Genomic DNA, 13024 nt, shown 5'->3' on the forward strand with positions numbered 1-13024 from the left:
CACGCCGAGCGTCCCGTCGAAGCGGCCGCCGTTGGGCTGGCTGTCGAGATGCGAGCCGACCATCACCGTCGGCGCGCCGGGTCCGGCAAGGTCCAGGAAACCGAACTGATTGCCGATGGCATCGACCCGCGGCGCGAAGCCGTGCGCGGAAAACCACGCGGCGAGCCAGTCGCGCGCCTGCCCGTCCTCGGGCGACAGCGTCAGGCGGGTCAGGGCGCCGTCGGCCCCGCCGCCGAAGGCGGAGACCGCCTCCATCATCGCCCGGAGGCGGGCGGGGTCGATCCGCACGGGGGGCGGAGCCGTCCTGTCGGCCGTCATGTCGGGCATGGATCTCATCGATGTCTCGGGGAAGGGCGGCATCAGGCGGCGCCCGCGAGCAGGGCGGCGCCGGCTCCCGGCACGCGGTGGCAGGCGGCGAAGTCGCGCGCGCCGCGCACAATGAGGAACGGCGGGTGATGGGCGCAGGCGTCGAAGGCCTGCGGGCAGCGGGAGCGGAAGGCGCAGCCCTGCGGCAGGTCGATCGGGCTCGGCGGCTCGCCCTCCATCAGGCAATCCTCCGGCCGGTAGCGCCGCGCCTCCAGGGCCGGCATCGCCGAGAGCAGGGCGCGGGTGTAGGGATGGCCCGGATCGAAGAACAGGCGCTCGTTCTCGGCGAGTTCGACGACCTCGCCGAGATACATCACGGCGACGCGGTTGCAGGCCTTCCTCACCATCGCGAGGTCGTGGCTGATGTAGATGTAGGTCAGCCCGTGCGCGCGCTGGAGCTTCTCGAACAGGGCGAGCAGCTTGAACTGCTCGGTCTGGTCGAGCGCCGAGAGCGTCTCGTCCATCAGCAGGATCTCGGGCTCGAGCACCATGGCGCGGGCGACGTTGATCCGCTGGCGCTGCCCGGCCGAGAGCCCGAGCGGCAGGTCGTCGTAGAGCGCGGGCGCCAGGCCGACATCGTCCATCACCGCGCGCACCCGCTCGCGGATCTTTTTGGCGTCGCGCCAGCCGTGGGTGCGCAAGGGCGCCTCCAGCATGGCGCCGATGCCGGTGCGCGGCGGCAGCGAGTTGAACGGGTCCTGCAGCACCAGCTGCAGCTTGCGGCGGAAGCCGAGGAGCTCCGATCCCGACAGCCCGGCGATGTCGCGGCCCTCGCACAGCACGCTGCCGCCGCTCGGGCGCTCCAGGCGGCTGAGCAACCGCATCAGGGTGGACTTGCCGCAGCCGGATTCGCCGACCACGGCGAAGCTGTCGCCCCTGGCGATGTCGAAGGTGACGTTGCGGACCGCGCGCAGGTCGCTCGTGCCGGCAAAGCTGCCGCGGCGCTTCACCCGGTAGGTCTGCGACACGTCCCGCAGGCTGATGATCGCCTCGGCCGCCTGCGCGCCGGCGGCCCGCGGGACAGCGGGCAGGCTCGGGCGCTCGCCCCAGATCACCGGGATCTGCGCGACGAGATCGCGGGTATAGGCGTGGCGCGGGGCGGCGATCAGCGCCTCGGTCGGCTGCTCCTCGACCAGCCGGCCGCCGTCGATCACCATGGTCCGGCTCGCCGCCTCCCGCGCCACGGGCAGCGAGGAGGAGACGAACAGGATCGCGGTCTCGAAGCGCTCGGTGAGTTCGCGCATCAGGCGGATCACCTGGGCGGCCACGGTCACGTCGAGGGGCTGGGTCACGTTGTCGGCCACCAGCAGCGCCGGGTTCGAGACCATGGCGTCGACGATCAGCGCGCGCTGCATCATCCCGCCGGAGAACTGCGACGGGTAATCGTGGAAGCGCGACGCGGCGGAGGGGATGCGCACCGCGTCGAGCAGGGCGATCACGCGCGCCTGCGCCTCCCGCGCGCCCACCTCCGGCATCACCGCGCGCAGCTTCTCGACGATCTGGCGCCCGACCGGCAGGGTCGGGTCGAGGGCGCCCATCGGGTCGGCGCCGACATAGGCGATGTCGCGCCGCAGCCCCCGCATCGCCCGCGGCGGCAGCGCCAGCAGATCCTTTCCGCGGAAGCGGACCTCGCCGGAGCGGATCGCGAGCGGGGCGGTGATCCAGTTGACCACGGCCCGCGACAGCACCGTCTTGCCCGCCCCGGAGGCGCCGACCACGCCGACGATCTCCCGCGGGGCGACGTCGAAGCCGATCCCGTCGAGAATCGTCCGCTCGCGCCCCGGGAGGGCGAGGGCGACGGTGAGGTCGCGGACGCAGAGCACCGGATCCATCACGCGCCCCCGTGGATCGTGTTGCGGGCGCGCTCGAAGGCGGCGCCGATCAGGTTGATGCCCGTCAGCGTCAGGCACAGGAACACGCCGGGCATGGTGGCGATCCACCACGCGTTGAGCAGGTACTTGCGTCCGTCGGCGATGATGCTGCCGAAGGTCGGCGTCGGCGGCTGCACGCCGAGGCCCAGGAAGCCCAGCGTCGATTCGAAGATCATCATCCGCGCCACGTCGAGCACCGAGGTGAAGAGCAGCGGCGGCACCAGGAGCGGCACCAGCAGCGTCAGGATGATGCGCGGATGCGTGGCGCCCGAGACCTGCGCCGCCCGGACGTATTCGCGCCCGCGCTCGGCCATCACCACCGAGCGCATGACCCGGGCGTAGACCGGCCAGTTCGACAGGCCGAGCACGAGGATGATGGCGGGAATCGTCGGGCGGTCGGCGCCGAGCACCGCGATCGCCAGGATGATCATCGGGATCGAGAGCTGCGCGTCGGTGATCCGCATGATCACCGTGTCGGTGCGCCCGCCGAAATAGCCGGCGACCGTGCCGAGGGCGCAGCCGATGACCACGGTGACGGCCACGGACGCCACGCCGATCAGCAGGGAATAGCGCAGGCCGACGAGGCAGCGCACCAGCATGTCGCGGCCGATCTGGTCGGTGCCGAGCGGGTGGACCCAGCTCCACTTGTCGCCGAGGAACAGCGGCGGCAGCAGGCGCGCCCGGATGTCCCGCATCGCCGGATCGATGCCGCTGAGTTCGGGATAGAGCGCGGCGGCGAGCACGAGGAGGGCGAGCACGGCGACGCCGACACGAAAGCCCCCGGAGCGGGCGGCGCGCCCGAGGATGCGCCAGCCGATGGAGCGCGACGCCGTGACGTCGACGCGCGGCGGCACGATCGCCAGGGAGGAATCCACGACGTCCATCAGTATTCGAGCCTCGGATCGATGGTGGTCGCGGCGAGATCGACGAGGATGTTGATCAGGACGAAGATCGCGCTGGTGACGATCGCGATGCCCTGGATCAGCGGGAAGTCGCGCTGGAGCACGGCGTTGATCGTGAGCAGCCCGAGGCCGGGATAGTCGAAGATGTATTCGACGATGATCACGCCCCCGAGCAGCGAGGAGAACTGCACGCCGAGCAGGTTGAGGAGCGGCACGGAGGCGTTGCGCAGGGCGTGGGCGGCGACGATCCGCGGGCGCGACAGGCCGCGGACATGGCCGACGGCGACGTAGGATTCGCCCATCTGCGCGGCCACCGCGCTCGACAGGGTCCGGATCAGCACCGGCGACACTTCGACCGCGAGCACCAGGGCCGGCAGCACGGTGTAGGAGAAGCCGCCGTAGCCGATCGCCGGCAGCCAGCCGAGCTTCACCGACAGGAGCAGGGCGAGCACGATGCCGAGCCAGAAGTTCGGGATCGAGATGAAGATCGAGGAGACCGCGAAGGCGATCCGGTCGAAGACGCCGCCGGGGCGCAGGCCCGCCGCGATCCCGAGCAGGCAGGAGAAGGCCAGCGCGATGGCGAGCGCCAGGGCGGCGAGCTGCAGGGTCATCGGCAGGGCGGCGAGGATGAGGTCGCCGACCCCGGCCCGCGCGCCGCGGGTCAGGTCGTCGAAATTCGCGCCGCCCGTCGCCGCGCCGTTGGCCGGCCGCATGAAGCTGCGGCCGAGATCGCCCTGGACCACCTGGGCCGCGTAGCGGCCGAACTGCACGATGATCTGATCGCGCAGGCCCATCGTCGTGGCGATCTCCTCCACCAGGGAGTCGGGCGCCATCCCGCCCACCATCTGGCGCACCGGATTGCCCGACATCACCCGCAGGAGCGTGAAGATCAGCAGCGAGACGAGGAAGATGATGACCGCACCCTGCGCGAGGCGCCGGGCGAGGAAGCTGAGAACGAACATCGACGGTTCCGGGTCCGGTGACGGGATCGGCGGGCCGGGTCGCGGGCCGGGCGCGAGCAGTCCGGTCAGGCGGTCTTCGAGGCGTCGATGGAGCCGTCCGGGTAGACGTAGAGGCCCTTCAGGTCCCGCTGCATCGCGTGGATCATCACCGAGGTGAACAGCGACAGGGCCGGCACCTTGGCCGCCAGCAGCGGCATGGTCTCGTTCTGGAGGACAGCCTTGCGCGCCTCCAGGGTCGGCGCCGCGCGCTCCTTGTCCAAGCTCGCGTCGATCTCCGCATCCTCGATGCCGGTGATCCGGTGCGAGGAGGAGTGGAAGTGGGTGCGCAGCACCAGATCCGGCTCGGGCGAGCCGGTGGACCAGCCGCAATCGACCATGTGGCCCGGCCCGCCGCCGGGGCGGTGATAGAGCCGCTCGTTCCAGGCCGCCGGCTCCAGCACCGTAAGGCTCACCGGGAAGCCCTGCTCGTTGAGCATCGCGGTGATGACCTCGCCGTACTCCTTGGTCTTCGGATAGAAGCCGACCGAGGTGATGTATTCGAGCGGCGGCAGCCCCTTGCCCTTGGGGAAGCCCGCCTCGGCGAGCAGCGCCTGGGCCCTGGCGGGGTCGTAGGCCGGGTAATCCTTGAGGTCGACGTAGCCGAACTTCACCGGCGAGATGAAGTTGGCCGAGGCGTGGCCCGCCGCGCCCAGGATCTCCAGGAGCATCGCCCGGTCGATCGAGTGGCAGGCGGCCATGCGCAGCCGTACGTCGTTGAAGGGCGGCTTGGAGCAGCGGAACCAGAGATACTTGTTCTCGACCGAGACGACCGCGTTGACCGCGATCTTCGGATTGCCCTTCACGGTCTCGACCTGCTCGGGTTCGAGCCGCTCGACGATCGAGGCCTGGCCGTTCATCAGCGACAGCATCCGCGTGGTCGAGTCGCCGGTGAAGGTGAAGTCGATGCCGGGAATGCCGGGCTTGCCGCGGAAATAGCCGTCGTACGCCTTCAGCACGGTGTCGTTGCCGCGCTGCTCGACGAAGCGGAACGGACCCGTCCCGTTCAGGCGCCGACTGAGGGCGCCGCCCGGCCCCTCGGCCACGTCCTTGGCCGAGAGGATGGGGAGGAACGAGGCGAGGAAGATGAAGAGGTGGGCCGGGTAGCCGCCCTTGGAGGTGTCGACGATCACGGTCTCGTCGTCGGGGGTGGTGATCGTCAGCGTCTCGGTCGGGCCGGGATACCACTGCGCCGGGCGGTCCTTGCCCGCGCCGTAGGCGAAGGTCGCCTTCACGTCCTCGGGCCCGAACGGCTTGCCGTCGTGGAAATGCACGCCCTTGCGCAGCTTGATCTGCAGGCGGTGCGGATCGAGGAGTTGGATGTCGGTGGCGAGTTCGTAGACGACCTTGCCGGGGTCATCGAGGGTCATCGGCGTGCGGGTCAGGAAGCCCATCACGAAGCCCTCGATGTTCTTCTGCGAGAGCGTGGTGTGGGCGGTCGGGTCCCAGTTGCCGGTGATGTTCTCGGCTGAGAGGAAGACCAGCGGCTTGCCCGTCTGCGCGAAAGCCGAGGAGATCAGGAAGTCGGGATTGATCTGGGCAAATCCCACAGCCGCGGCGCTGCCTTGCAACGCCCCTCGCAGAAACCGTCTGCGGTCCATCATCCCGGCCATGCTGAGGCTCCCGAGTTCCCACGCATCCATCAAAGCGGTCAAAAACCACATTGCAGGACGCGTGCCAGAAGCCACAAAAGGCACAGAGCGGTCAGCTTGGCGGTGAGCCGCGCCGGGCAGAGGCCGCGCCGCTCGCTCGCGTGATCTGCCCGTTTCGGAGGCAGACGGCGCGCGCAAGCGGGCACGCCCGGGTGCCCCGCCCCGTCGCGACGAGCGGGCGGGGAGGGGGATCCTGCGGTCAGGTCCTCAGAAATCGACCGAGGCGGAGACGATGAAGGTGCGGGGCGCGCCGACGGCGAGGAAGCCGCGGGCGGCGGAGGCCCAGTACGAATCGTCGAGCAGGTTCTGGACGAGGGCGCGGAACACGACGGGCTTCCCGTTCACGCCCTCGGTCGTGTAGCGCAGGCCGGCATCGAAGCGGGTCCAGTCCGGGACCGACTGGGTGTTGGCCTGATCGTAGAACATGCTGCTCGTGTAGATCGCCCGCCCGGTCAGGGTCAGGCCCGGCGCCAGCCACGGCGGCAGGTCGTACTCGGCGTAGAGGTTGAACGCCGTATCCGGCACGCCGGGCGCGGCTTTCCCGTTGAACTGTCCGCCGGGGGTGTTGACCAGTTCCGCGTCGATGAAGGTGACGCCGCCGAGCAGGCGCAGGCCCGGGACGACCTCGCCGAATACGTTCAGCTCGACGCCGCGGTTCCGCTGACGGCCGCTGACCGAGTAGATGCGGGTTCCAGGATCGGTGAAGGCGTTGGGCAGCTCGATCTCGAACAGCGCCGCCGTGGCCGCGATGGTGCCGAAATCGTACTTCACGCCGATTTCCTTCTGCCGCCCGACGGCGGGCGGGAAGAGCGCGTTGCTGTTGATCGCCGTGAGCGGCGCCGCGGCCACCGGATCGAGCGACTCGATGTAGTTGCCGTAGAAGGACAGGTTCGCGAAGGGGCTCAGCACGAAGGTGATGGCGGGGCTGAAGCGGCCCTCCTGATAGTCCGAGGTGACCTGCCCCTGCGTCGGCCCCGGCCGGGTGGCGAAGCCCTGCTGGTCGATCTCCTGGTAGCGCCCGCCGAGCGTCAGCAGGAAGCGGTCGTCGCCGAAGAGCGAGAGGGTGTCGGCGATCGCCACGCTGCGGGCGGAGAGCTGGGCGAAGAGCGGCTGCGAGGCGGAGCGGGGAAGCCCGATCGTCGGAACCGATCCGGTCGGCAGGTAGACCGGATTGTAGATGTTGATGGTGTAGGGGTTGAAGACGGGCGGGACGAAGCCGCCGCGGAAGTTCTTGTTGTTCGCCTCGACGGCCGAGATGTTCACCTGATGGTCGAGGAAGCCGGTGCTGAAGCGGGTGCGCAGGCCGACCTCGCCGGTGAGGCCCTGGATCTCCTGGGGCTGGATCGCGAGCGTGTTGGTCGCCAGCCCGGTCGGGCTCGTCACGCGGTAGTTCGAGGTGAGGAAGTCCTCGTTGTAGCGGCTGGCGCCGCCGGCGATGTAGACCGTCGTGTCCGGCAGGACGTCGTACTCGGCCCGGCCGGCGATCATGCCGTAGCGGCTGTCGTTGTACTCGAACGGGTTCGCGGTGTTGATGCGGTTGTTCGGGGCGCGCGGGATCGCGATGCCCGGCGCGACCGCGTTGAACAGCGAGGTCGGCGCCGTGACGTTCTGCGTCGAGTGGGTCATGTCGAGCGAGGCGCGGAACCGGTCGCCGCGATAGTCGAGGCCCAGCGCCGCCACGCCCACCTCGATCGCGTTGTTGTCGAGCGGCGTGGCGCCGGTGCGGTAGGCGCCGTTGAAGCGCACGCCCCATTCCTTGAACTCGCCGAAGCGGCGGCCGAGATCGGCATGGGTCCAGATCTGCGCGTCGCTGAGATAGGTCGTGGTGAGCCGCGCGAACGGCTCGTCGTAGGCGCGCTTCGGGATCAGGTTGATCGTGCCGCCGACGCGGCCGGTGCCGCCGCTGAGAAGCGCGGACGGGCCGAGCAGGATCTCGACGCGCTCCAGTCCTTCGGTGAAGGAGCGGCGCGGGTTGGCGAGGTAGAACAGGCCGTCGAAGGCGGTGTCGAGGTTGGTGACCGAGAAGCCGCGGATGAAGTAGGAATCGCGCTCGCTGTAGGGCGGCGCGTCGTTGCGCACGGACGAGTTGTTGAGCACGACGTCGGCGAGCGACACCGCCTGCTGATCCTCGATCAGCTTCTCCGTGTAGCCCGTGATGCTGAAGGGCGTCTTCAGGACCGAGCGGTTGCCCAGGAAGCCGACCCGGGTTCCCGAGCCGACCTGGCCGCCGGCATAGGGGACGGGCGGCTGCCCGACCGTGCCCGTGGGCGGCGGCAGGCCGGCGGCCGCGGCGCGGCCTTGGCCCTGCGCCTGGCCCTGGACGTGCAATTCGTCGAGCGTCACCGTGCCCGCGGGCGCTGGGCCGAGCTGGACGTAGCGCGGGTTGACCAGGGTGATGGTCGAGGCGCCGGCCGGCCGATAGGTGAGGCCGGTGCCCTCCAGGAGCCGGGTCAGGGCCTCGATCGGGGCGAACTCGCCGTCGATCCCTTGCGTCTCCAGCCGCGCCGTCAGCTCGGTCGGGTAGACGAGCTTGACCCCGGCCTGCTCGGTGAAGGCGACGAGACCGGTCTCCAGCGAGCCCTTCGGGATGGCGAGACGAACCGGCTCGCCGGCCGTCGGCGCCTCGGCCAGGATCGTCCGCGCCGCCGGGCCGCGGGCGCGTTTCGCTTCACCGGCCTGAGCGCCGGCTTGCGCGGCCGCCTGCGCCATCACCGCGACCGACGCGCCCGCCAGCGCGATCCCCGCCATCCGGCCCCGTGAAAACCTGCGCGCGCGCGACGCCATACCAAAGCCCCATCGATCCAACCGGAGGGGCGGCACGCTTCGCGTCGTCCGCGCCCTCAAGCTTTAAGATCAACGGGCGCGCGATCTCCTGACGTGGCGCGCGCGATTTTTTTCGCCTGCCCGCTTCCTTCCCTCAGAGGGGCGACCCGACCAGCACCAGCAGGGGCGAGAGGCGCCGGATGCGGGCGCCCATGGTCGCGGCGATCACGTCGAGGGCGTCGTCGGTGTTGCGGGCATCGAACGCGCCGGTCACGCGCCGCGCCCCGAGGGTCCGGTCGAGCAGCAGGATGCGTCCGCGGCGGTAGCGGTTCAGCTCGGCCAGGACCGTGGCCAGGGGCTTTCCGGAAAAGATCAGCCGGCCGTCGCGCCACGCCGTGTCGCGCTCCACATCCGCCGCAGTCACCTGCAGGGCGCCGTCGCCGAGGCGGACTTCCTCCCCGGCCGAGACCACGGCGCGCCCGCCCTCGCCCGACACGTCGACGCGCCCCTCCGCCACCCCCACCGGGCTGTCGGCCCCGTCCGCGCGCAGGAAGAAGCGGGTTCCGAGAGCGCGCACGCTCAGGCCGCCGCCGCGCACGACGAAGGGCCGGCTCGGATCGGGCACGACGTCGAAGCTGGCCTCGCCCCGCAGGAGCTCGATCCCGCGCTCCCGCTCGGTGAACCGCACCGCGATCGCCGTGTCCGTGTTGAGGTCGACGCGGCTGCCGTCGGCGAGCGTCGCGTGCTCGATGGCGCCGACGCCGCTCCACAGATCCGCGCGCAGCCGGTCGATCAGGCCGGTCTGATCCGCCAGGGCACCGGCGATGAGGGCGGCGGCGGCGAGGCCGGCCAGCGTCTTCGGGGGCCCCTTGCGGGGTCGGGGATCGGGCAGATGCCCGAGCTTGCGCCACAGCGCGTCCATCTCGGCATAGGCCGCCGCGTGGGCCGGGTCGGCGCCGTGCCAGGTCTCGAAGGCCCTGCGGTCGGCCTCGGTGGCGTCGGAGGAGGAGAGCCGCGCGACCCAGGCCGCGGCCTCGCGCTCGACCGGATCCTCGCCGTCCTCGGCCTCGTCGACCTCTCGAGCCTCTCGAGCCTCTCGAGCCTCTTGGGCCTTCTGGTCCTCCGTCCCGTCCCTGCCGGCCACGCCATTCCCCTTGGGCCTACCGCGGCCCGAGATGGCGCAGCGCAGGTCTCCTATCCCCTTAGATCAACGAGGTCGCGGCCTCCTGATGCGATCCGTTCAAAAAAGATCGAGGCGGCTGCGGCGGCAATGCAGGAGAGCCCGGATGATGTGCTTCTCGACCATGTTGCGCGAGATGCCGAGGCGCAGCGCGATCTCCCCGTTGGCGAGGCCGTCGAGGCGGCTGAGTAGGAACACCTCGCGGCAGCGGGGCGGCAGGGCGTCGATCGCGTCCGCGAGGCGCCTCAGTTCCTGGCGGGCGATCGCCTGCCGCTCGGGCAGGGCGTAGCCGTCGGCCACCGCGGCGAGCTCCGCCTCGCATGTTTCCGCGAACAGGGTCCGCTCCAGCCGGCCGCGGTTGCGCATCCGCAGGGCGACGTTGGTGGCGATGCGGAACAGCAGGGCGGAGGGGTGCTCGATGCTCGTGCGCGAGAGCGCGGCGACCATGCGCAGATAAGTTTCCTGGCTCGCATCCGCGGCATCCGCCGGGTTGTCGAGCAGGCGCAGGAGGAAGCGCCGGAGCTTCAGGCCCTCATGCCGGTAGAGAGCGTCGATCGACACCCCTGCCGCCCCTCCCGCCACGAAATCGGTCCCGTCGCCCACAGATGATCCCGCACCGCTTGATGATCGATCACCGACCAGAAGGAGACGGGCGAATTATGCAAGTCACGCAATAGCTTGTATGACTTCCAGTCTACAGCACGGCGCCCTTGCAAATCATTGTGCAGACAGCCGAAATGTTTCTGCGGGAAGCAAGACAAGAATTATTATAAATAAAGCATCGCAGCCATTTCGTGATCTCGTTGCAGATCAGCAACAGATCGCTCCACCCTGCGCGGTGGGCGTTGAAGGCGCAGAGAACATCCAAGAGGCTGGGATCGCGATCCGGACCGGAGCCGCGGGCGGACAGGCGCGGCGGTAACGTGCGGCGCGCCTGCTCGGAGGACCCGGCCTCCAGCCGCAGCGCAACTCAGGATCGCCCGCACGCCGTCGCAGGCTGGGCCGGGCGCCGTCCCAAGAGCGGCCCAGGCACGGAACATGCATGGCTAATGAAAGAATAAATTAAGAATATCACCACCGGCGACCGTCCGCCGCGGCAGAGCAGAAACGACTCTACCCTGTATCAAGAACAATTCCAATCGATTCAGCTTCCCTTGACGCACGCCTGAAGTTTGCGCAACACGCCCTTCAGCTTTACGCGATTCGAGGGAGTCCTCAGTCCGATGAGCAAGTACAGCGAAGAGCAGATTTCTTACTCTTTCGACTCGGCCAAAACCCTCTTCTTGCACCCGAAATCGCTTTGCCCTTCCACCCGCCGCCGCAACGGTGAGTTCGGCCTGTCCTCGGCCCGCGCGACGACGGTGATCCAGGCGCCGCCCGGCAACCGGACGACCGCATCGATCCGGTGACGCGCCGCGCGGTCCGAAGCCTCGGCGCCGGCCCCTCGGATCACAGAACTCGGATTCCCGCCCCGGCCGCGACACGGCCGGAGCCCGCCCTGACGGCCCTCACGAGGTTCGGAGGATCATGCCCCCATCGTCTCAAGCCGTGGCCGAGGCCGCCGCCTTCCGCAGCTTCGCCAACGGATACCTGCGCGAGATCGACCCCGGCATCCGCGTCCGGCACGCGCTGCCGGACGGACCGCCGGCGCCCTGCGTCGAGTGGAACCTGCGCAGCCGCCGCCTCGCGATCCGCGCCGAGATCCTGTCGCCCTCGCTGTGCGGCGCGCACGCCTTCGGCCGCCTCTGGATCCGCCACATGCACGAGCCGCGCTGGCGGACGGTGGCGCCGATGCGGGCGCTTCAGGAGCTTCTCGGCGAGGCCTATTCCCGCGCCGACGAGGGGCGCGGCGACACCGCCCGCGAGCGCGAACTCGAACTGCTCGGGCGCGTGCTCGACAGCTACCGCGAGACCGCGCGCCTGCTCGACCGGGCCGGACGGGAGCCGGACGCCACCGGCTTCATCGCGGCCGAGCGCGCCCTGGTCTTCGGCCACTGGCTGCACCCGACGCCCAAGAGCCGGCAGGGCCTCACCACCTGGCAGGCCCGCGCCTACGCGCCGGAGGACGGCGGCGCGTTCCGCCTCGCCGTGTTCGCCGCCGAGGCCGGCCTCGTCCGCCACGATTCGGCGGAGACCCGCGCCGCGCCCGACCTCGCCCTCGACCTCCTCGGCGCCGACGCCGCCCGGCTGCCCTTGCGTGCCGGCGAGGTCGCCCTGCCGATGCATCCGCTCCAGGCCGAGGCGCTGATGCTGGAGCCGCACGTCGCCGCGTGGGTCGAGGCGGGCCGCCTGCGACCGCTCGGGACCTTCGGCCCCCGCTTCACCGCGACCTCGTCGCTGCGCACCGTCTACGCCGCCGAGAGCCCGTGGATGGCGAAGTTCTCGCTGCCCGTCACCCTTACCAACTCCCTGCGGGTGAACCGGCTCGCCGAGCTGAAGGCCGGCGTCGCCATGGCCCGCCTGCTCGCCAAGAACGGCTTCGGCGCCCGGCACCCCGACTTCCGCATCCTCACCGACCCCGCCTACCTCACCCTGCACTGCCCCGATCGCGAGGAGAGCGGCTTCGAGACGGTCCTTCGCGAAAATCCCTTCCGCGACGGCGCCGAGCGGGGCGTCGCCACCCTGGCGGCCCTGACCGCCGAGCCGCTGCCCGGCCGCCCCTCGCGGCTGGAGACGCTCCTGCGGCAGGTCTGCCCGGGGGGTCCGGCCCCGCGGGCGCAGGCCGCCCGCACCTGGTTCGGCCGCTATCTCGACTGCATGCTGAAGCCCGTCGTCGCCCTCTACGACGGGCACGGCATCGCGCTGGAAGCGCACCAGCAGAACGCGCTGCTCGACGTCGCCTCGGGCTGGCCGGAGCGCGGCTTCTACCGCGACAACCAGGGCTTCTACCTGTCGGAGGCCGCCCGGCCCCAACTCCTGCGCGACGCGCCTGAGACTGCTTCAATCGCCTCGCTCTACTTCCCGGACGGCGAGATCCGCCGACGGCTCGCCTATTATCTCGTGGTCAACCAGATCTTCTCCGTCATCGCCCGGATGGGCCATGACGGGCTGGCCCGCGAGGAGATCCTGATCGACGACCTCGCCCGCCGCCTGGAGACGATGGCCCGCCGCCTGACCGGCGCCGGCCGCGCCTTCGCCCGCTCGGTGCTGGAGGGGCCGACGCTCTGCACCAAGGCCAACCTGCGGGTGCGCCTGTCCGACCGGGACGAGCTCGCCTCGGGCGACGGCTCCGGCAACTACATCGACATGCCGAACCCGCTCGTGCTGCGGGCGGCGCGGGGCGAGGCCGGCC

9 protein-coding genes and 1 pseudogene are annotated in these 13024 nt (G+C 70.4%); 2 read left to right on the top strand and 8 right to left on the bottom strand.

Features of this window, described 5'->3' with window-relative positions:
* The 8 genes and pseudogenes from MFF42_RS18440 to MFF42_RS18475 all read right to left on the bottom strand — a co-directional run.
* Positions 1 to 327, bottom strand: a pseudogene (locus tag MFF42_RS18440) (Zn-dependent hydrolase); the annotation flags it as partial.
* A 32-nt stretch (positions 328 to 359) separates the two neighbouring features.
* Entirely contained in the window at positions 360 to 2198 is a 1839-nt protein-coding gene (locus MFF42_RS18445) for a dipeptide ABC transporter ATP-binding protein (protein ID WP_238257050.1), read from the bottom strand.
* The gene (locus tag MFF42_RS18450; RefSeq protein WP_238257051.1) at positions 2198 to 3121 is read right to left on the bottom strand and encodes an ABC transporter permease; all 924 of its coding nucleotides are present in this window, start codon (positions 3119 to 3121) and stop codon (positions 2198 to 2200) included. Before MFF42_RS18450 ends, MFF42_RS18445 begins: the two co-directional genes overlap by 1 nt.
* The gene (locus tag MFF42_RS18455) at positions 3121 to 4101 is read right to left on the bottom strand and encodes an ABC transporter permease (RefSeq protein WP_238257052.1); all 981 of its coding nucleotides are present in this window, start codon (positions 4099 to 4101) and stop codon (positions 3121 to 3123) included. Before MFF42_RS18455 ends, MFF42_RS18450 begins: the two co-directional genes overlap by 1 nt.
* Positions 4102 to 4166: 65 nt before the next feature.
* Positions 4167 to 5750: an ABC transporter substrate-binding protein gene (locus MFF42_RS18460; RefSeq protein WP_238257053.1), complete on the bottom strand. Its 1584-nt coding sequence runs from the start codon at positions 5748 to 5750 to the stop codon at positions 4167 to 4169.
* 246 nt (positions 5751 to 5996) lie between these two features.
* Positions 5997 to 8537, bottom strand: coding sequence for a TonB-dependent receptor (locus MFF42_RS18465; protein WP_238257054.1), 2541 nt, complete (start codon positions 8535 to 8537; stop codon positions 5997 to 5999).
* Positions 8538 to 8706: 169 nt separating this feature from the next.
* Positions 8707 to 9696, bottom strand: coding sequence for a FecR family protein (locus MFF42_RS18470; RefSeq protein WP_238257055.1), 990 nt, complete (start codon positions 9694 to 9696; stop codon positions 8707 to 8709).
* Positions 9697 to 9792: 96 nt separating this feature from the next.
* Complete coding sequence (locus MFF42_RS18475) at positions 9793 to 10335, bottom strand: RNA polymerase sigma factor (RefSeq protein ID WP_373875195.1); 543 nt, start codon at positions 10333 to 10335, stop codon at positions 9793 to 9795.
* Between the two features lie 620 nt (positions 10336 to 10955).
* Between MFF42_RS18475 and MFF42_RS18480 the strand changes: the two genes are divergently transcribed.
* Together MFF42_RS18480 and MFF42_RS18485 are read left to right on the top strand one after the other, a co-directional pair.
* Complete coding sequence (locus tag MFF42_RS18480) at positions 10956 to 11141, top strand: hypothetical protein (protein WP_238257057.1); 186 nt, start codon at positions 10956 to 10958, stop codon at positions 11139 to 11141.
* 118 nt (positions 11142 to 11259) lie between these two features.
* On the top strand, positions 11260 to 13024 hold a 1765-nt coding region (locus MFF42_RS18485; RefSeq protein ID WP_238257058.1), incomplete at its 3' end, for an IucA/IucC family protein.

It is taken from the genome of Methylorubrum podarium (assembly GCF_022179745.1).
Classification (GTDB): domain Bacteria; phylum Pseudomonadota; class Alphaproteobacteria; order Rhizobiales; family Beijerinckiaceae; genus Methylobacterium; species Methylobacterium podarium.